Genomic DNA, 18,964 nt, shown 5'->3' with positions numbered 1-18,964 from the left:
CTACCTTGCACCCGGAGGGTCGTGCGGCGTCGCATTTCGCGTATTCGCGCTCGCGATCGGGCAGACTGACCCGGTGCGTGAGGACCCGAGTCGACCAGCCGACGATCCCGACCCGACCCAGGTTCGGACCGAGTTCGGCGCGGCGGTTCCCCAGCATCCGTTCCTGGAACTCGCCAGGGGCACAGGAGACTGGATCCGGGCCCGCCGCCTACCCGACGGAATATACGAACTCCAACACCGCGGCGGTGAAGATCCGCGCAGCTTCGAGCTCTACACCTCCGATCACTGTCTGGTCCGCGACCTGCTGTGCGCCTGGCTCGACGACGCTCCGGGATGGTCCGAGGCCGCGGTCTGGTCTCCGGTCGATCCGGCGATCGAGGAACTCGAACGGGTGCGCAGCGAATTATCCGAGCTGCTCGGCGGTTTGACGATGCTCGACGACCTCGGGGCGGGACTGGATCTGGCGCTGGCGCGCGCCGACGAGCTGATGGGCGATCTGGACGCCGCCGCGCTGGATCAGTCCTGATACCACCATGCGGTGGTGGCGATCTCGGCGCGTTCCAGCGGCAGGTAGGTCCCCGGATCCGACCAGCCGAGCGCCTGCACGGTGACGCGCAGCTCGCTGTGGAAGCAGATCGGGTCGCGCACGTGCCACCGGTACATGCCGAACCGCTGGTCGGCCTCGTAGCATCGGTCGGGCGGAAGCACCTGGGGCAGGCCGAGATACGGCGTCGAGTAGGTGCGGTAGCGGCCGTCGATGTCGAAGTTCCACGCGCCGCCGAAGTAGTCCTCGGTGCCGGTGCCGCAGATGCTCGGGTGGTCGGTGTCGCCGTCGAGGTAGAACTTCAGCTCGCCCTCGCCCCACCACCCCGGGTCGCCGGGCCGGATGGCGAGATAGGTGCCCACGTAACGCCCGCGCCCGGTGACGCCGTCGAGGATGGTGTGCACTGCGGGGTTCCCCAGCGGTGCGCTGCTGCGCCACGTGGTGTGCAGGTAACCGGCCTCGTCGGGCACGTCCTCTTCGGTGTAGGTGATCTGGTAGTAGACGGGCACCGCCCGGTCGGAGCCGTTGTGCAACGTGATCCGCGCGCCTCGGCGAAAAGGCATGGGCCAGTAGCTGTTCAGGCCGCCCGCCGGGGCAACCACGATCATCTCCGAGTTCACCAGTGCGAGCTCGTCCCACGCGTTGCAGAAGAAGTCGCCGAGCGGCAGCCGGACGGCGGGTCGCGCCGCGTCGTCCCAGTGCATACGCAGGGTCAGCTCGCGCAGTGCGGTGCGGTCGGTCGTCAGCCAGAAGTGGCGAATCACTCCCGGGCCGGGCACGTCGGCCAGGATCGCGGTGTCGCCGGGCTCGAGCAGGATCGACGGCGAGACCTTCCATCCGACGCCCAGATCACGGGCGGCGTGTGCGCCGGTGCCATCGGTCGCGCGGGCCCCCATGCCGGGCGCGCCGGTGGGATTCTCCGCGCTGATCGACCGGGTACGCGCGGCATCGAGCCGCCACAATTCCGATGGCGACCCGGCCGCGGTCACAGCCCGGGCCAGCCGTACTGGACGGGTCCGCGCGCCGGTCCGGCCATGCGGGCGGATCCGCCCACGGACGCCGCCATGGGCTCGGCCTGCTGCGGGACGGCGCCTTGCGCGGCCATCTCGCGGCGGACCTGATCCATGTCCAGCCAGCGCACCTGCTGCACGACCTCCTCGAGATCGGCGGCGGGCAGGAACCCGGCCTCGGAGTACACCAGCAGGCCCTCGCGGAAGGCCATCAGCGTCGGATACCGGTCGACCTGCGCCATCGCGGTCAGCGCCACTTCGGCCTCGGTGTCGACCTTGCCGTGCACGATGTCGGGATGCTGATCGGACGACGCCTCGTACACGGGCGCGAAGTGGCGGCACGGGCCGCACCAGCCCGCCCACCAGTCGATCAGCACGATGTGGTTGCCGTTGACGACTTGGTGAAAGTTCTGCTCTGTCAAGGTCACTGTGGGCAATTCGGGTCCTCCCTGCCGGTTCTGCCTCATGCATCCTGGCACGACGTCCGAGGATCAGGAAGGAGGGTGCGCCCGGCGTTGCTCGGCCGCCAGGAAATGCGCGATCTCGGCCGTCGCGGTGTAGAGCTCGCGATAGCGCCGGTAGTACGGCTCGTAGCCGGCGGTGCGCGCCGGATCAGGGACGACGGTGTCGGCCACCGGGTTCCACGCCGAGGTGTCGAGACCGGCCGCGGTGGCAGCCAGCATGGCGTCGCCCAGGCACGCGCCGACGGTGTCGGCGGGCAGCTGCTGGGGCAGTCCGGTGACCTCGGAGACGATCCGCGTCCACAGTCCGCCCTTGGTGCCGCCGCCGACGGCGACCAGCCGCCGCGCCTGCCCGCCCGCCTCGGTCATCGCCTCCAGGTTGTGCCGGACGCCGTAGGCGATCGACTCCAGCGCCGCGCGGTACAACTCGGCGCGGCCGTGGCGCAACGTCAGCCCCGCCACGACGCCGCGCGCGTCGGGATCGAACAGCGGGGTGCGCTCGCCCGCGAAATAGGGGAGCGCCAGCAGCCCGCGGCTGCCCGCGGGCACCGCTGCGGCCTCGGTCACCAGCTCGGTGTAGTCGCCGCCGACCAGATCGCGCAGCCATTCGGTGACCGCGCCGGAGGTGGCCATGCCCGCCGCGAGAGTGTATGTGCCCGGCCATGTTCCACAGGTTCCCCAGAGGCCCGGATGCGGGACCGGCTCGGTCAGCACCTGCACCAGGAACATGGTGGTGCCGTACATGATCATGGCGTCGCCGGGCGCGCGCACGCCGACGCTCTCGGCTTCGGCCCAGGCGTCGATGGTTCCGGTGGTGACCGGAAGACCCGCGGGCAGGCCCGTCGCCGCGGCGGCCGCCGTGCTCACCCGGCCGACGATCTCGGTGGGCCAGGCCAGTTCGGGCAGCGCCAATCCGGGCGCGACCGCCTCGGCCCAGTCCGCCGCCCACTCCCGCTTGCGTAGATCGTAGAGCGGCACGCACTGGCTGGCGGATTGGTGATCGAGCACGTATCGGCCCGTGAGGCGGTGCACGAGAAAGGAACTCGCCATCAGCAGCAGCTCGGTCCGGTCGGCCACTTGCGGTTCGTGCCGCCTCAGCCAGCGGAGTTTGGGTCCGACCGCCTGACTCGTCAGCGGCGAACCGGCTCGCTCCAGCACGGCGTCCGCGCCGAATTCCGCGGTCAGTTCGGCTATTTCGGCCGTTGCGCGGGTGTCGACGCCGTAGAGGACGGCAGGCCGCAACGGATTTCCGGCGCCGTCGGCGGGCAGCATGCACGGCCCGATGCCGGACACCGCGAGACCGTCGATGCCGGTCACGCCCGCCGCCACCAGTTCGGTGGTGATCGCGATGAAATCCGACCACCACACCGTCTCCGCGTCGTGCTCCACCCACCCCGGACGCGGCGTCGAGACGGCATGGGCGCGCTCGGCTCTCGCGACCACCGTGCCGTCCGCGCGCACCAGCACGCCCTTGGAGGCCGAGGTGCCGATATCGATGCCGAGGAACACGCTCACCACCCTTCCTGGTGACCGGGCGCGGTCATCGCGGGTCGCGGGTGAACTCGTCGAGCGTGACGCCGAGCAACTCACAGGTCGCACGCACCGCCGCACGGTGGTCGCCCGGCACACCGTGAATGTGGTTGGCGCCGAAGTGGGACAGGAAATCCTCGGCGCGCGCGTCGAGCCGGGCGAACGCGTGCGGCCACTCCCTGGTGGACTGTTTCATCAGCGATTCGTTGGTCTGCTCGTCGTAGGTCTCGAACTCGCCGAGCATCAGCTGCATTCGGTAGTCGCCGTCCTTGCGGGTCAGCCGGGCCAGAGTCATCGTGCCCGGCGCGGCGAGGTGGTGCACCGACGCGCCGCCCGCCGGGAAGAAGAACACCTCCGGATAGAGGTGCACCCGGGCGAGGTTCTCCGCCGGATCGGCGCTGCGGGCGGCGAACCAGGTCGCGTGCTGACCGGAATTGCACAGGTCCCAGATGTCGCGATCGGCGTGATAGTGCCGGACGTCGGCGAACAGCACGGGGGTCCGCGCGAGGTGCTTGAGCAGTTGCATGGTGAGCGCGCCGTCCATGTCGGCCTCGGTGGCGCAGACGTGGGTCTCCTTGGGGCCGTTCCAGTCGTAGGGGTCGTTGAGGAACGCCTCGGTGACGTCCATCGTCGCGAAGTACTGGGTGAGCTCCGGCTGGCCCTTGATCCCGGAGAAATCCAGCCGCCACTGCGCGATCAGCTCACGCACGGCCAGGTACGAGCGGATCTGTCGCTCCAGCAGTTCCGGGGTGAGTTTCGCGCCGTCGTAGTGCACGGTGGCGTGGCGTTCCAGCCACTCCCGCGCGGCCTTGGCCTCACCGGCGTCGGCGCGCTCGGCCCGGCGCACGATCTCCCATTGGTCGATCTCCTCGACGTCGATGCCGAACAGCCGCTGCCACTGATCGGTGTTGGCGACGGCGGTGTTCATGCCCATCGGTCGCCCGCCGAAGCGCCCGAAAGTGCTGCCGCGCAACGCCGAGACCGCCGCGGCCGCCGTGGCGCGCACCCCGATCGCCTCGATCAGCGCGGCATCCTCCGGGTCGCCCCACAATCGGGTGTGCGCGCGACCGATCTGATCGAGCGCACCGCCCGCCGCGAGCATTCCGACCATCCCCGGCTGCACCGGGTCGATGTTCGAGAGCAACAGCAGTGGACCGGGTGTCGCGCCCGCGGCGAGCATGCTGAAGTGCGGGAAAGCCCAGACGGCGTAGTGCAGCACGGTGAGGTCGACGCCCGCCGCGGCCACCTCACGCGCCACCGATCCGGCCAGCGCGTTGTCGCTGATGATGTCCGCGCCGCGCACCACCTCGTGGCCCGCCTCGGTCAGTGCGGCGACGAGACGGTCCTCGGTGGTGCGAATGAAGTCCGCGATGCCGGTGTGCACATAGTCGCGGCCGTCGGAAATGCTGATCACGCCGATACGGGCCATGCCGTTACCTCCCCGCGGGTGGGTGGGCGGATAGTCGACTCGCTCAACAGATACCAGGCGACCCAGCCGGATCGGCGCCTTTTCGGCGTAACGGAGCCGGGATCGTCACAAAGGCACCGGGCTCAGCGCGGCACGGCGATGCCCGCGGGCGGCGGCGGGAAGGTGAGCGGCGCCAGGTGTACACCGCCCTGTCCCCAGCCCGCGCTGCTGACCCACCAGCGGTTCGCGTGCCGGACGACCTCGGCGGCGTGCGCGGCCACGTGCCCGATCTTGTCGCCGATACGGAAGCGAAAAGGGTTGTCGCTGCGGAAGATATCCGTGCCGACGTAGCCGGGCCGCGGGCCGATGAACAGGTACCAGCGGTCGTCGTGGCGCACCACGAACGGCGACTCGGTGTTGCCCGCCTCGGTGCCGATCGTCGGATCGGCGTAGGCGATGTGCCGCTCGCCCCAGCGCCACAGGTCGGTGCTGAGCCGGTAGGCGACCACGTGGTGACCGCCCTCCGGCGCGCTCGTCGCGCAGTAGTACATGGCCCACTTCTCGCCGATGCGCAGCACCATCGGGTCGCGGGCGTCGTAGCCGTCGCGGAACAGCGGCCCGCCGGGTGCGCGCTCCCAGTGGACCAGGTCGGTGGAGGTGGCGAGGTTGATCGCCGCCCGGGTGCGGTCCGGTCCACCCGCCGCGTAGAACATGAAGTACGTTGCGCCGGAACGGATCACGTACGGCGCCCAGAGATGGGTCTCGCCGTGGTACCCGGGATCGACCGTCAGCGCGGGCTCCTGTTTCGTCCACGGGCCGAGCAGATCGGGCGCGGTGGCATGCGCGAACTCGATCTCGTGGAACGGATCGGCGGGCTCGGGGTGGGTGATGCCGAACAGGTGCCATCCGCCATCGCGATCCCGCACGATCGTGTGGTCGTTGATGTACCACGGGTGCGCCGCACCCGCGCTCGGGTCGTAGATGTTCGTGAACCGGCCCGCCCGGACCACTTCCCGCGTCGCCATACGACCATGATCCCGCAGACAGGCCGGTTGCCGCGGTCGCCTCACTGCCTGATCTTGTCCAAGGGATAGTGGGCCAGGGAGAACACGGCGATCGAGTAGACCGCCATGCCGAGCAGCACCGAGAGTGGGATCTGTCCGTCAGGATCGAAGGCGACCCAGAGTGCGTAGCCTGCCGGCGGCACGCATAGGACCGCCGCAGTGGTTTCGCACCAGGCAACGAGCCTGTTGGCTTTCCTGCGGCGCACCGTATCCACGAGAGTGGCATCGGGAATGCCCTCGCCGTATCCCTCGGTTGGGCTGGTGGCGACTCCCCGGAATCCCTTCGAGGCAGCGTAGGCGCAGGCGATCGCCACCGAACCGAAGATCAAGCTGATGATGAAGGCTTGCATGATATTCCCGCCCCTCGAAGCTCGAACACTTCGATTGTTCCCCACACCGTAGAACTGAAGCGGCGAAGTATCTCGTCAACGGGTGAGCATCGTTTCGGACTACGAGCAAGGAACACATGCAGTGGTGTGCGAGCGCTGTCTCCCGCCATCGGTCGCTGGGCTAGGCGATTGGTTCCCATCCAGACCAAGGACGGGGGCCAAATCGTCCGCGGAGGCAATCGACGCGGTGCTGTGCCTGGCGTGCATGATCAGGATGCATACCGGCGACCTGTACGGCCATGCACGTCATCCGCATCTCACGAATGTCACGGAGTAGCGCGAATCCCGACCAGTTGGTGACATCGTGTCCGTACGCGTCGCGGAAAGCGGCGTACCGCTCGCCGGTGATCCAGCCGAATGAACTGTGCTTGATCGCAGTGGAGGTGAGGTCCCATTCCGGCGGGCCGACGGAAGCGCGTTCCAGGTCGACGAACAGCGTCACCCCGTCGACCGTTGTGACTACATTGCCCTCCCATGCGTCGCCGTGAATTGGTCCCCAGGGCAACCCTTCCGGAAGATTCTCCCACCCCGAACGGAGTTCGTTCAGGTGGTCGCGCATCCAATGTCGATCTCGGTCGGGCAGCGTGTGCGCAGCGTCGATTCGCTCGGACAGTCGCACGAACGGCGCGACCTCGGTGAGGAACGGAGGAGGTGGCAATGCATGCAGCTGTCGCAGCGCAACGGCGATCTCCTGCTCAGTCCCTCCCTTGTGCGCGGGTAGCTCCTTCCAGAACGTCACGGGCCGGTCGCCAACCATAACGAGATCGCTTTTCGTATGCGCAGGTCGGACCGCTGGTACTCCAGAGGATTCGAGCCATGCTGCCACCTTCAGCTCACGTTGTGCGGCGGCCTGCTGGCCGGGCTTGGCTACTCTGGCGACGATCTGTTCGGTGGGCAGCCGGTAAGTAGCGTTCTCGGCAACTTTGATGGGCGCTAAGCCGGTCGTCGCGACCCCGGCCAACGCACATGCCGCCCGGACTGTGTCATCGGGCGTTCGGGTCATACCGCTCACTGCTCAGTGACCGCGGGGATCTGGACACCAACATGACGTGCGAACGTTCGCAGCTCCTGGATATCCTGCGCTGCCCGTTTACTTTTGACCGCGCTAGCTCGCTGTATCGCTGCGGCGCCTATGGATACCGCCTCGTCCCTGTCACCGGTCGCCATCACCAGTGAAGCCAGCTTGATCGTCGATATTGTTCGCGATCGGACTGCCTCATCGCCGTGACCCGCCACTGCAGCCGCGAGCCGCGACCGGGCTTCACTGGCGAAGCTGCCGCGAACTGCCAGGTCGAACAGAGCGTGGCCGGTATCGCCGGCGTGTTGTGCCGAGTCGTAGTACGCCATCCAGCTGGGGTCGTTCCGCGGCTCACGGTTGGCGAAGTTCTCGTCGGCGTGGCCGACCGCGGTGAGGGTGTCCTGAATGCGCCCGAGTTTGGCGTGACCGCGTGCTTGCGCGGTGAACAGCATCGCTCGCTCGGTTGGCGTCAGCCGGTCCGAGTGCTGGAACGCGCGGTCGATATGGCCCAAGCCTTGTTCGATGTTGCCGGTCCAGATCATGTGGCGGCCCATCGAGCTGAGTACTTTGGCTCGCAGGTTCCAGGCGTCGGCCTCTTCGGCACAGGCGAGCGCGACCTCGAACATCGTGGTGGCATCGGCATGTTCGCAGGCATCGAACGCCATGAACGCGGCGGTATGTGTGAGCGCTCCGACAGCCAGGAGCAGATCGGGCCGGTACTTCGGGGCGCACTCCGCATTGAGGTAGGAAATCGCGGTGCGGACTTGGGCCGCGACGACATCGCGCACGAGGCCGCTGCCGTAAGTGGCATCCCAACCTGCGAAGAGATCGGCCGCTGCGCTCAGCTGGCGGATCTCGACGAGCCCGACCCTGGTCGGAGTCTCGGATACCCGAATGTGGTCGAGCATCCGCAGAAGGCCGGCGGGTGAGATGGCGGCCGTGGCGGTGACAGCTGCGGCGGCCCGAAGGAAGCTGTGTCGGTCCACCTCGTCGAGGCTAGACCGGCCCGGGAGTTTGAACCACAACAGCTCGGGTGGGATCTTCAACGCGGTCGCGAACCCGATCAATTGGCGGAGTCGTTCCGGGGCAGGACCTTTCTCGAGCTTCGACAGCGCGCTCTGGGAGATGTTGAGCCAGCTGGAGACGCTCTCCTGCGGCAACGGTGTGCCGTGATAGGGATGAGTGCGATAGGCGTAGACGACTCGACCCATATGCCACGATTCCAGAGCGTCGAGCATATGGGTCGACTGCCAAAACTCCGGCGGGAGATCAGGAGCTTCCACGACCGAGCGACTCGTCTCGCAGGATCGGCACAGCGCTCCGGTGTTGTACCCGCTCAGCGGGCTCCCGCATCGCGAACAGTTCCGTGAACTCATGGTCGAACGCGCCATTATCTGCCACTCCAACTGGTGAGGTAGAGGCCCGAGACAGGTTTTTTCGACGCTACCATTCTGCCGCGAGAGCACTATTCCACAGCGGAATAGCTGTATTCACTTCCGCAGTACCAGTTTTGACCGCCTGGCGCGATCGTCGAGATGTCCAACAAGACATCTCACGAAGGAGTCGCCATGGCGCTCGCGCTCGTGGTACCAATCCTAGGCCCACCGGCAGTCGGGAAAACGACACTCACGCTCGCTCTCGGCAACCGCGCCCGGAGACACACGTTCAGATTGCGCGACCAGGTCCCGGCTGATGTCCTCGCCGCAACCGCTGGAACAGCCGCACATCTCGGGTGGATCGGCACGGACATCGTCGATCAGGCGCTGCATTCCTACCTGGATTTCGTAGTTCAGCGCGATGTCGATGTCGTTCTGATGGACAACTTTCCGGGCTCCGCTGGACAGGTATCGCTGCTGTTGGAAGCCGTTGCACACTCCGCGCCGATGGCCAGGGTCGAGCCTCTCGAGCTGCACGCGGACAGCAAGGTTCTGCGCAATCGCGCACGTCAACGCCGCGTGTGCCAACGCTGCGAGAAGGATCCAGTTGCCGACCCCCGCATACCGGCCAAACCATCACTGTTCGATGACTGGCTCTGCGGCAAATGCGGTGCGCTTCTTCATTTCCGTCGTGGCGATGCACCGAGGCTGCTCGAGGCCCGGACCAAACGATTCGACAGTTCCATCGACAAGATCCGAGCAGCGTTCACAGCCAACGGTGTCGACATCGCCCTCCTCGACGCCACTCTCCCTGCGGACCATGCCGTCGGACTGGTCGAACCAATGCTGAACTCCAGGAGCCCGATCTCATGACCTCCATTCCTTTGTCGACCCCGGCCGTCCGCGCCGACCGCTACGGCCACGCCCGGATGCCCCGAAACTTCACCGCTCCCGAACCCGAACGTGTCGACAAGATCGCCTACGGCAGATTCAGGAATGTCTACCTCTACATCACCGAAGCCTGCCAACTTCGATGCGAACACTGCTACATGGGTGAGCGGCTGGACCGGGCCCTGAAAATGCAACCGCAGCAGATCATCGACACGCTCACGGTGTGGCGAAAGATGGGCGGTGACAAGCTGACCATCCTCGGCGGCGAGCCGACGCTGCACCCGTTCTACGTCGACTCCATCCGCGCGGCAAGCAAGATCGGCTACGGCCACATCATCACCACCACCAACGCCCAGCAGCCCGCACGCAAGAAATTCCGGAAACTCGAGCCGTCGGACTTCGCCTACGTGCAGGTCAGCCTCGACGGTGGCAGCGCAGACACCCACGACACCGTGCGCGGCAAAGGCACTTTCGACATCGCGATGGAAACCAGCGCCGAGCTGTGCGACCGTGGCTTCGACACGCGCATCATCTGCACAGTCAACAAAGCCAACGAGCTGGACGTGCTGAACCTGCTCGACATCGCGGACGACATCGGCGCCTCACTCGTGAAATACCACGTGTTCAGCACAATTGGAATGGGCCACGGGAATCCGGAAATGGCGATGACGCCGCCGGAATGGGTCGCCTTTTGCGACCGCCTCGGCCAAGCCGCGCCCGAGTACAGGACGAGGGTCTGGTTCCAGCCGACCTACGCCCGTCGCGACCAAATGGAACGGTATGCAGGCGAGGGCTATCAGGGCTGCATCGGCCGGACGCTGGACCGAATCAGCATCTTCCCCGACGGAAGGGCTTACGTCTGCTCGTACCTGTTCGACACCGACATGTACTTCGCGCGGATGCAGGGAGATCAGGTAGTGCTCAACCGGGAGACTGCGAACAACGAGTTCGACCTGTTCACTCTGCCGCTGGTCGGCGGCTCGTGCGGCGGCTGCAAGGAAACCGCGTGCCTGGGCGGCTGCCCGGCAGAGGAGATCGTCATGGGCGCATCCTCCTGCGCCACCTACCCCGACATCGTGCCCGTATGCCGGTTGTGGAAGTCCAACGCAAAGCCTGAAACCGCTTAGGAGTCAGACGAAGTGAACACCATCGAACAGATCATCAAGCCGCTGCGGGACCTCGACTGGAACAACACCGAAGCCGTCCACACCGCAACACGGCCCATACTCGACGAACTCGCCACCGACCGCCAGCTGCTCCGGACATCGGCTCTCGCCCCACTCGACGACCAGAAGTTGCTGTCACTGTGCGAGCACTACGACATCCTCGACAAGATCGTGCTGTCCAGCGATCCAAGCGGAATCCGGTTGCGCCTGCACGTCTTCCAGCCCGGCTACTACGACCGCCCGCACAACCACCGCTGGACCTACTCGAGCCGCATCCTCCGCGGCCGGTACCTGCACCGGCTCTATGGAGACGCCGAACTCGACTCCTCGCTCCATCCCGGAACACTGCACGCGGTGCAGGTTCGCGAGGAGGTCGTCGGCTCGTCCTACACGCTGAGTCACAAAGCCATCCACGCCGTTGTCGCCGATCCCGGAACGGTGTCGTTGGTGGTGCGCGGGCCTGCGGTGGCTGACCGATTCCTCGTGATGGACGCGGCCACCGGCGCGGCCTGGTGGCAGTACGGCGCCGCTCTGGAATCGGAAGATGATTCGCGAAACAAGCGGATGTCGCGCGAACGGATGCGAGAGGTGATCGACCAGCTCATCGATTGGATGGTCCTCTAGCTCAGGACCGGACACGGGTGCCGCGGTCGGCACCCGCCCGCCTACCAGCCGTACACCGAAAACGGTTCGCCGACGGCGATCGAACTCAGCGCCGCCCGGCAATACTCGATCATCCGATCAGGCAGCTCGGCAGCCGCGAACCATCCCAGCGCATCGCACTTGTCCGGTTCCTGGTTGACCGGAGTGCCGGCCCAGGTGCTGACCATGAAGAAGAACGCTGCCCGGCCGCCGGAGCTGGAGTTGTGCATCACATGCGCGAATCGCACGTCTTCGGTAGCGATCACCACCCCGATCTCCTCACCGGCCTCACGGACGAGCGCGTCGACGATCGATTCGCCGGACTCTAGGTGACCTGACGGTAAGTGCCAGGCCCCGTCCTCGTATCCCGTGTTGGCCCGGCGCCCGAACAGGTACCGCCCCTGCTCGTCGACCAGCACCAGGTGTACGTCCCCGATGAGCTTGTGCCGCTGGGTCACTGTCGCGCTCACAGCCTCCTCCTCTCTTTCCGGTGCACGCCGACTGGCGCGCGCCGACCGTACGCCACAGCCCGCACTGTCCCTATTCCAATATCGAATAGTCCAGGAGCACGCATGACCACACCCGCTGTCCTCTACCGACAGGACGGCCATCTCAGAGTTCAGCCGCATCCGCCCGGCTGGCTACTGGACATCATCGCGTTCAGCGCCGCGGCGAAAGCTGGCCGCGCTGACGCCCAACTGCCGGAGTCGAAACGCCGCGGCTACAGATCGCGTGTGCAGGTTGTGCCGGGGTCGGGTGGTCGTCACAGGGAGGCGCGGTGATGTTCGAGCGTTGCCATTCCGCTCACGAGGTGGCGTACGTCTATCGCGAGCTGGGGTTCGCGGTGTCGTGCATCTACGGGCGGGTGTCGTTGATCGCGACGCCCGCCCTGGCCGCAGTGACGATGCCCGCCGGGCTGGGCGCCCAGGTGCGTGCCGCCCTACAGGAGGCGGACCGGTGGGCGGCGATACCGATCCTGAGATATCCACGGCCTGAACGCGAATGGGTGTTCCTGGTCGGTCCCGCGTGGGGCGGCAAGCTCGGTGCACACACGCTGACCCAGCTCGATGAAGACGGGATTCGAATCTTGGAATCCGGGCAGCGGGTGTGGCTTCCGATAGCCGATCACCCGACTGGGTGGTACTGGGTTTCGCGGCCGGAGAACGCCCAGTCGCTGCCGCCGCGGACTTCGGTGATTGCCGTGGCCCGCCAGTTCATCGCCCGCCCCGAACCCGCCATAGCGTGGTGGTGACCGATGCGCGGCCTATCGGATCCAGCCGCAACCGCCAGGGAGCTAACCGGCACCGAGCGGGCCGTTGCGGTGTTGTTTCCCTCAGGCGAAACGCTGTTGTCGGCGATCCGTGGTCATAACGTCGGCGTTCACCCGCTGGCGAAGTCAGCCCACCAGTTCGGTCTGCTGTATCAGCGCCGTCTCGCGGGCCTGACAAATGAATCGAACTGCAGCAGAGATGAATTCATCCTTGCAGTGGATATGTGGGTCGCCGACCACCTGCCGGTGCCGCATCCCAGCTCAACCCTGCACACCGAAACGCTCGGCGCGGTCATCAACCGACTCGCCGAAGCCCAGGTGCGCGCCTACCACCTGCTGATGACCGTCGATCCAGCCGATCCGAGCGTGCACGCGGCCTGGTATCGACTCGCGGAGCTGGTCGACGGCTACACCGACCTGACCAAGGAGGTGACCCGACGCGCACGCCGCCTGCCCGCCCCTGCGAGGCGCCGCTGATGTCCCGCACGCTCCAGCATGGGCTCGGCCTACTGGGAATCGCTGCGCCAGAACGCATGTACTAACCAAGGGTGGACAACAATCGTGTCGTTCACCGAAAGCGGTCGCGAGCGCGCGGCTTTCGAAGTGGTGCTCGTCCGGTGCTGGTCAGTCCTCGACCAGCACCCGACGCAGGTCGGTCAGTTCGCGGTCGGTGAGGCCGTGGGCGCGCAACCAGCCCGCCGCGCCGCCGTGGTCGGCGTGCAGCCGGGTCAGGAACTGGCTCATCACGGTCGGTTCCACCGCGAGGATTCCGGTGCGCACCGGAGGTAGGCCGTGGTACGACGGGAGGGCGTCGAGGCGGGCACGCACCCGTGCCATCCGTTCGCCGGAGAGGGCGTAGTCCGCGGCGATGAACTCCGCGGGCACGCCGACGGCGTCCAGCAGCACCGCGGCGAGCACACCGGTGCGGTCCTTGCCCGCGGCGCAGTGGAAGACCACCGAATGTTGTTCGGTGTCGGTGATCAGCCGGATAGCGGACAAGACGGATTCCACACTGCCGTCCAGTAATTCGCGATAAAGCGCGACCAGGTCGTAGTGCTTGGCGTCGGGCACGAGGTCGGCGGGGGTGGCCGTGGTGGCGGCCGCCTTGCGCACGGGCAGGTTCACCAGCCGGACGGCCGCGGCCCCGAGCAGGCCGTAGCCCTCCCGCTCGACCTCGTCGGGATTGCGCAGGTCGATCAGCGTGCGCAGGCCCACCTGCCCGGTCAGCAGGATCAGATCGTCCTCGGTCAGATGCTGCGGAGTGCTTGCCCGGTACACCGTGCCGAACCGGGTGACGCCGCCGCCCGACACGGGCAGCCCGCCGAGGTCGCGGACATTGTCGATCTCGGCGAAGTCGACCCATCGCCGCGGGGAGCTGTCGGTGTGCATGGCGGTCAGTGGGCCCGGCCCGCCGCGGCCTCGTCGGCGCGGCTCAGCCCACACAGAGCGATGAGGTCTTCGTGCAACTCGAACCACACGGTGTGGTAGCTGTCCATGATCGGACGCGCCACCCAGGTGTGGTCGCCGCCGTCGATGCGCTCGACCGCCCGGTACAAGCGGCCCGCATACCGGGACAACCGGGGCGCGATCTCGCCGATCCGGCGCACCAGTGGCACGACTTGGCCGTGCACGGTGCGCAGCCGATCCAGCACCGCGGCGTCGTAGGCGGCGTCGGCGTGGTCGTTGACGGTCGCGGCGTCCTTCATCTGCCAGGCGGTGATGATCTCCTTGAGTTCGGCGTTGAACGCGCAGAATTCGTCGTAGGCGGTGGCGATCACGCTGGGATCCACCGTCTGTCGTTCCGCGGCGAGCAGGCGGGTGAGTTCGGCGCGTCCCTCCGGCGTGAGACGCACGCCGACCGGAGTGCTCGCGCACAGACCACGAGCGACGAGATCCGCACAGCGCTCTCCGGTTTCGGTGGCGTCACCCGCCAGGCTGTCCGCGACGGCGTCGGGGGCGACCCGGCCCTTGATGCCGATCAGGCGAAGGAGGTCGAGGTCGGGGGTGGTGTGCTGCTGCGTCCGGCTGCCGCGCGGGGTGGTGTGCGGCAGAGCCTCGTCGGACGCAGGCGAAGTCCCTGCTGTCATGTGTCCATTTTCGGCCGAACCGGTTGCCGGGAAGGCGTTTTCGCCGTCCCGTGTGGCGAGCAGTCCGACCAGTTCGTCCGGATGAACCGCGGCCAAGCGCGCGAGCTGCGCGACGTCCTCGAGCACAGTGTCCTCCACCGCTTTTCCGGTGACCTCGCCAGGCCACACCGCGCCCGCACCGCCATCCACGGTGACCACTCGTCCGGCCAGCGCCGCCACCACGCCCGGCCCGCAGCCGACCACGCACGGCCTGCCCAGTTCCCGGCTGACCAGCGCGGCATGCGAAGTGGCTCCGCCGAGTTCGGTGACGATGGCCCGCGCCGCGATCATGCCGTGCAGGTCGTCGGGACTGGTGGTCGGTCGCGCCAGGACGACGTCTTCGCCTGCGGCGGCGCGGGTTTCGGCCTCGTCGGGATCGGTGACGACGATGCCGGAGGCCAGTCCGGGGCAGGCCGACTCACCGCGGGCCAGCGGCGGCTGATCGGTCTCGATGCCCGAGGCGGGTCGCAGCACGGTGCGCACCTGCTCGGCGTCGACGCGCGACAGCGCCGTCGCCGGATCGATGAGTCCCTCGCCCGCCATGGCGACAGCGGCGCGCACCGCCGCGCGAGCCGACCGCTTCGCGGGCCGCGACTGCAACAGCCACAGCCTGCCGGACTCCACGGTGAATTCGATGTCCTGGATATCGCGGCCGTCCCGTTCCAGCAGGTTCGCGGCGGCGAGCAGCTGCCCGTGCACGTCGGGCATGGTGACCGCGAGGTCGTCCAGCGGCCGCGGGGTGGTGCGGCCGGAGACGACGTCCTCGCCTTGGCCGCCGACCAGCCATTCGCCGAACACGGCGCGCTCACCGGTGTTCGGATTGCGGGTGAACAGCACGCCGGTGCCGGAGAGCGCGTCCAGGTTGCCGAACACCATGGCCTGCACCGTGACCGCGGTCCCGAGATCGTCGGAGACACCGCGGCTGCGGCGATAAGTTCTGGCGCGCGCGGAATCCCAGGATCGAAAGACCGCGGCGACGGCGCCGCGCAGCTGTTCCCACGGATCGCGCGGGACCGTGCCCAGCGGATCGTCGAGCACGATCTCGCGGTACTGCGAGCGGAACCGGCCGTGGGTGTCGGCGGCGTACCCGGGATTGCGCGTCTCGGCGGCGAGCGCGCGCTCGACGTCGTCGTTGATGCCGAGGTTGAGAACCGTGTCCATCATGCCGGGCATGCTCACCGCAGCGCCGGAGCGCACCGACACCAGCAGCGGACGTTCGGTGTCGCCGAAACGTCGGCCGGTGCCGCGCTCCAGCGCCGCGACGCCCGCTCGCACCTGGAGCCAGATCTCCTCGCTGAGAGAGCCGCGCGCGCGGAAGTCGGCCCAGCCCTCGGTCGTGACGGCGAACGCGGGCGGCACCGGCAGGCCGAGCGCCCGCATGTGGTCGACGCTCCACGCCTTGCCTCCGATGCGGTCGCGGCTCAGGCCGCAGGTGCCGTCGAGTTCGGCAACGGACGGTGCGGTGCTCTCCGGGGCGGCGCGTTCGGGTCGCTCCACGGGCTCCACTCCGATCGTCATGTCACTCCTTCTGGGTTCACGTTCTCGACTCACCACCGCGGTCGGCGGGGACGCGGGCCGATGACCGGCGTGCCAGCGGAACGGCACACCGGCGTGCCCGGCGAACGGCACGGGATCGGCGCGACTTTCAGCCTGCCCGCGGGTGTCGGTACGTGCGTACCCGTCGTCCCGGTCAGCAGGACGACATCGGACCTGCCGGGCGCGGCCAGCAGGTCCGATGTCCGTCCCTGCCCGCGCATGGCCGGAGCGAATGCGGAGGTACGCCTATGTCGCGTCGGTCAGGCTGCGGCGCAGGTAGTCCGCGGTGATGGACCGTCGATCCGCCAAGAGCTCCGTCGGCGTCCCGGCGAAGACGATCTCACCGCCGTGCTTGCCGCCGTCCGGCCCGAGGTCGACGATCCAATCGGCCCGCTTGACCACCTCCAGGTCGTGCTCGATGACGATCACCGTGTTGCCCCCGTCCACCAGGCGGTCCAGCAGCGTCACGAGGGTGTCCACGTCGGCCATGTGCAGCCCGGTGGTCGGCTCGTCCAGCACGTACACCCCGCCGCGGCGGTGCAGGTGATCGGCCAGCTTGATGCGCTGCCGTTCGCCGCCGGAGAGCGAGCTCAGCGCGCGGCCGAGGGGGAGGTAGCCGAGGCCGACGTCCGCCAGCGCCCGCAGCGGCGTCAGGATGCGCGCGTCGTCGTGCTCGTGCCAGAACTCCAGCGCCTCGGACGCCGTCATGTCCAGCGCATCGGCGATCGACGCCCCGCGCACCTGGTAGCCGAGCACCTCGGGCCGGTAACGGCGGCCGTGGCAGGTCTGGCACACCGTGGTCACCGGATCCATATAGGCGAGGTCGGTGAAAATGATTCCGGCCCCGCCACATTCGGAGCACGCGCCCTCGGAGTTGAAGCTGAACAGCCCGGGCTTGACGCCGTGCGCTTTGGCGAACAGCTGCCGCAGTTGATCCATGATGCCGAGATATGTCGCGGGACTCGACCGCCGCGAGCCGCCGATGGGCGACTGGTCGACCGCCACCGCGTCCGGATGCGCCGCGAGGAACGCGCCCGACACCAGCGTGCTCTTGCCCGACCCGGCCACCCCGGTCACGGCGGTGAGCACGCCGACCGGAAACCGCGCGGTCACATTCTTCAGGTTGTACCGGTCGGCTCCCGTCACCGCGAGCCAGCCTGCGGGCGTGCGCGGACGCTTGTTGACCGGTCGCGTCTCGCGCAGCCGTTCCCCGGTGAGCGTCCCGGAGGCGCGCAGCTTCTCGACGCTGCCCTGGAAAACCACCGTGCCACCGTCGGCGCCCGCGCCGGGACCCATGTCCACCACGTGATCGGCGACCGCGATGACGTCGGGGGAGTGCTCCACCACCAGCACCGAATTTCCCTTGTCCCGCAACTGGATCAGCAGTTCGTTCAGCCGGTGCACGTCGCGCGGATGCATGCCGACGCTCGGTTCGTCGAAGATGTAGGTCATGCCGGTGAGGCTGGACCCGAGGTGGCGGACGACCTTGAGCCGCTGTGCCTCGCCGCCGGAGAGCGTGGACGTCTCGCGATCGAGGGACAGGTACCCGAGGCCGACGTCCTCGACGCGGCGCAGCCGGGCGATCGCGGCGCCCGCGATGGGCGCGGCCACCGGATCGTCGATCGCGGCGAGCGTCTCGATGAGATCCGACACCTCCATCCGGCCGTAGTCGGCGATGCCGAGTCCGCCGATCCGGCTCGCCAGCGCGGCCGCGTTCAGTCGCGCACCATCGCAGGACGGGCAGATCTGTTCGCTGACCACCGCCATCGCCGCCGCCCGGTTCTTCTCCGAGAGCGCGCTCAGGTCCCGCTTGATGTAGAGCCGGTCGAAGCGCTCCAGCAGGCCCTCGTAGGCGTTGTGGCCCATGGAGCCGGTCTTGTTGAGACGCGGCACCCGGAAACCGTTGCCGTGCAGGAACAATCGCCACTCCTCCGCGGTGAAGTCGCGCAGCGGCTTGTCCGGATCGAAGAGGCCGGATTCGGCGTAGATCTGCCACTGAAAGGTGCCGACCGCGAAGGGGGAGAAGCGAATCGCTCCCTCGTTCAACGACTTTCCAGTGTCGAGCAGCTTGTCCAGATCCGCGCGCACCACGTGGCCGAGTCCGCCGCACTCCGGGCACATGCCGAGCGGGTCGTTGAACGAATACCGGGTCGCCTCACCCGCGCTCGGCGCACCGTGCCGGGAGAACAGCACGCGGATGATCGACTGGATATCGGTCATGGTGCCGACGGTGGAGCGGGAATTGCCGCCGATCGGTTTCTGGTCGACTACCACCGCGGGCGCCAGGTTGTCGATGACGTCCGCGTCAGGGCGCTCGTACTTGGGCAGCCGGTTGCGGATGAACCAGGTGAAGGTCTCGTTGAGCTGGCGTTGCGACTCCACCGCGACGGTGCCGAACACCACCGACGACTTGCCCGAACCGGATACCCCGGTGAAGACGACGATCTTGCCCTTGGGAATTCGGAGGGTCACGTCGCGCAGATTGTGCACCCGTGCTCCGACGATCTCGATGGTCTCTGCGTTCACCAGCGCC

18 protein-coding genes are annotated in these 18,964 nt (G+C 67.6%); 6 read left to right on the top strand and 12 right to left on the bottom strand.

Going from position 1 to position 18,964, the window contains the following annotated elements; all coding sequences use genetic code 11:
- Positions 1-73 precede the first annotated feature (73 nt).
- On the top strand, positions 74-526 hold the full coding sequence (locus AB0H49_RS10510) for a hypothetical protein (RefSeq protein WP_357249685.1): 453 nt from the start codon (positions 74-76) through the stop codon (positions 524-526).
- On the opposite strand, the gene AB0H49_RS10505 is transcribed toward AB0H49_RS10510, so the two are convergent.
- The 8 genes from AB0H49_RS10505 to AB0H49_RS10470 form a co-directional block, all read right to left on the bottom strand.
- Complete coding sequence (locus tag AB0H49_RS10505) at positions 517-1,533, bottom strand: glycoside hydrolase family 172 protein (protein WP_357249682.1); 1,017 nt, start codon at positions 1,531-1,533, stop codon at positions 517-519. The two genes, AB0H49_RS10510 and AB0H49_RS10505, sit on opposite strands and share 10 nt — an antisense overlap.
- Positions 1,530-1,982: a thioredoxin domain-containing protein gene (locus AB0H49_RS10500; RefSeq protein ID WP_357249679.1), complete on the bottom strand. Its 453-nt coding sequence runs from the start codon at positions 1,980-1,982 to the stop codon at positions 1,530-1,532. Before AB0H49_RS10500 ends, AB0H49_RS10505 begins: the two co-directional genes overlap by 4 nt.
- Before the next feature lie 63 nt (positions 1,983-2,045).
- Entirely contained in the window at positions 2,046-3,530 is a 1,485-nt protein-coding gene (locus AB0H49_RS10495; RefSeq protein WP_357249676.1) for an FGGY-family carbohydrate kinase, read from the bottom strand.
- A 25-nt stretch (positions 3,531-3,555) separates the two neighbouring features.
- Positions 3,556-4,974, bottom strand: a complete 1,419-nt coding sequence (locus AB0H49_RS10490; RefSeq protein WP_357249673.1) for an L-fucose/L-arabinose isomerase family protein — start codon at positions 4,972-4,974, stop codon at positions 3,556-3,558.
- Between the two features lie 122 nt (positions 4,975-5,096).
- The gene (locus AB0H49_RS10485) at positions 5,097-5,978 is read right to left on the bottom strand and encodes a glycosyl hydrolase family 32 (RefSeq protein ID WP_357249670.1); all 882 of its coding nucleotides are present in this window, start codon (positions 5,976-5,978) and stop codon (positions 5,097-5,099) included.
- Positions 5,979-6,019: 41 nt separating this feature from the next.
- Positions 6,020-6,367 carry a hypothetical protein gene (locus AB0H49_RS10480; protein WP_357249668.1) on the bottom strand — a complete coding sequence of 116 codons (348 nt, stop codon included), beginning with the start codon at positions 6,365-6,367 and terminating at the stop codon, positions 6,020-6,022.
- A gap of 160 nt (positions 6,368-6,527) precedes the next feature.
- Positions 6,528-7,409 (bottom strand): phosphotransferase, encoded by an 882-nt coding sequence (locus tag AB0H49_RS10475; RefSeq protein ID WP_357249666.1) that lies wholly within the window; start codon positions 7,407-7,409, stop codon positions 6,528-6,530.
- A gap of 5 nt (positions 7,410-7,414) precedes the next feature.
- Complete coding sequence (locus AB0H49_RS10470) at positions 7,415-8,635, bottom strand: helix-turn-helix transcriptional regulator (RefSeq protein WP_357249663.1); 1,221 nt, start codon at positions 8,633-8,635, stop codon at positions 7,415-7,417.
- 357 nt (positions 8,636-8,992) lie between these two features.
- Here AB0H49_RS10470 and AB0H49_RS10465 point away from each other — a divergent pair, with 357 nt between their 5' ends.
- The 3 genes from AB0H49_RS10465 to AB0H49_RS10455 are packed head-to-tail and all read left to right on the top strand — an operon-like array spanning position 8,993 to position 11,481.
- Positions 8,993-9,673 carry a hypothetical protein gene (locus AB0H49_RS10465; protein WP_357249660.1) on the top strand — a complete coding sequence of 227 codons (681 nt, stop codon included), beginning with the start codon at positions 8,993-8,995 and terminating at the stop codon, positions 9,671-9,673.
- Positions 9,670-10,818, top strand: coding sequence for a radical SAM protein (locus tag AB0H49_RS10460; RefSeq protein ID WP_357249658.1), 1,149 nt, complete (start codon positions 9,670-9,672; stop codon positions 10,816-10,818). The genes AB0H49_RS10465 and AB0H49_RS10460 overlap by 4 nt, the downstream gene beginning before the upstream one ends.
- Positions 10,819-10,830: 12 nt before the next feature.
- The gene (locus tag AB0H49_RS10455) at positions 10,831-11,481 is read left to right on the top strand and encodes a hypothetical protein (RefSeq protein WP_357249655.1); all 651 of its coding nucleotides are present in this window, start codon (positions 10,831-10,833) and stop codon (positions 11,479-11,481) included.
- Between the two features lie 41 nt (positions 11,482-11,522).
- On the opposite strand, the gene AB0H49_RS10450 is transcribed toward AB0H49_RS10455, so the two are convergent.
- Positions 11,523-11,957 carry an NUDIX domain-containing protein gene (locus tag AB0H49_RS10450; RefSeq protein WP_357249652.1) on the bottom strand — a complete coding sequence of 145 codons (435 nt, stop codon included), beginning with the start codon at positions 11,955-11,957 and terminating at the stop codon, positions 11,523-11,525.
- 320 nt (positions 11,958-12,277) lie between these two features.
- Here AB0H49_RS10450 and AB0H49_RS10445 point away from each other — a divergent pair, with 320 nt between their 5' ends.
- Positions 12,278-12,751, top strand: a complete 474-nt coding sequence (locus tag AB0H49_RS10445) for a hypothetical protein (RefSeq protein ID WP_357249649.1) — start codon at positions 12,278-12,280, stop codon at positions 12,749-12,751.
- Positions 12,752-12,754: 3 nt separating this feature from the next.
- Positions 12,755-13,246, top strand: a complete 492-nt coding sequence (locus AB0H49_RS10440) for a DUF4254 domain-containing protein (RefSeq protein ID WP_357249646.1) — start codon at positions 12,755-12,757, stop codon at positions 13,244-13,246.
- Positions 13,247-13,393: 147 nt separating this feature from the next.
- Here the strand turns inward: AB0H49_RS10440 and AB0H49_RS10435 are convergent, their stop codons facing one another.
- From AB0H49_RS10435 to AB0H49_RS10425, 3 genes are all read right to left on the bottom strand, one after another.
- A complete protein-coding gene (locus AB0H49_RS10435) occupies positions 13,394-14,158 on the bottom strand; it encodes a tyrosine-protein phosphatase (RefSeq protein WP_357249643.1) in 765 nt (254 codons plus the stop codon).
- A gap of 5 nt (positions 14,159-14,163) precedes the next feature.
- A complete protein-coding gene (locus tag AB0H49_RS10430; protein ID WP_357249641.1) occupies positions 14,164-16,413 on the bottom strand; it encodes a pyruvate, phosphate dikinase in 2,250 nt (749 codons plus the stop codon).
- A 264-nt stretch (positions 16,414-16,677) separates the two neighbouring features.
- Positions 16,678-18,957, bottom strand: a complete 2,280-nt coding sequence (locus AB0H49_RS10425) for an excinuclease ABC subunit UvrA (protein ID WP_357249638.1) — start codon at positions 18,955-18,957, stop codon at positions 16,678-16,680.
- Between the last annotated feature and the right edge of the window lie 7 nt (positions 18,958-18,964).

This window comes from Nocardia sp. NPDC050713 (assembly GCF_040654315.1).
Lineage (GTDB): Bacteria > Actinomycetota > Actinomycetes > Mycobacteriales > Mycobacteriaceae > Nocardia.
Note: the sequence above shows the minus strand (reverse complement) of the source record. Positions and strands in the feature narration are given on the sequence as shown.

Excerpts from the sequence above, each read along its gene's own strand:
- AB0H49_RS10490 (WP_357249673.1), bottom strand. The coding sequence starts at position 4,974 with ATGGCCCGTATCGGCGTGATCAGCATTTCCGACGGCCGCGACTATGTG.
- AB0H49_RS10485 (WP_357249670.1), bottom strand. The coding sequence starts at position 5,978 with ATGGCGACGCGGGAAGTGGTCCGGGCGGGCCGGTTCACGAACATCTAC.
- AB0H49_RS10480 (WP_357249668.1), bottom strand. The coding sequence starts at position 6,367 with ATGCAAGCCTTCATCATCAGCTTGATCTTCGGTTCGGTGGCGATCGCC.
- AB0H49_RS10475 (WP_357249666.1), bottom strand. The coding sequence starts at position 7,409 with ATGACCCGAACGCCCGATGACACAGTCCGGGCGGCATGTGCGTTGGCC.
- AB0H49_RS10470 (WP_357249663.1), bottom strand. The coding sequence starts at position 8,635 with ATGGGTCGAGTCGTCTACGCCTATCGCACTCATCCCTATCACGGCACA.
- AB0H49_RS10465 (WP_357249660.1), top strand. The coding sequence starts at position 8,993 with ATGGCGCTCGCGCTCGTGGTACCAATCCTAGGCCCACCGGCAGTCGGG.
- AB0H49_RS10460 (WP_357249658.1), top strand. The coding sequence starts at position 9,670 with ATGACCTCCATTCCTTTGTCGACCCCGGCCGTCCGCGCCGACCGCTAC.
- AB0H49_RS10440 (WP_357249646.1), top strand. The coding sequence starts at position 12,755 with ATGCGCGGCCTATCGGATCCAGCCGCAACCGCCAGGGAGCTAACCGGC.
- AB0H49_RS10435 (WP_357249643.1), bottom strand. The coding sequence starts at position 14,158 with ATGCACACCGACAGCTCCCCGCGGCGATGGGTCGACTTCGCCGAGATC.
- AB0H49_RS10430 (WP_357249641.1), bottom strand. The coding sequence starts at position 16,413 with ATGACGATCGGAGTGGAGCCCGTGGAGCGACCCGAACGCGCCGCCCCG.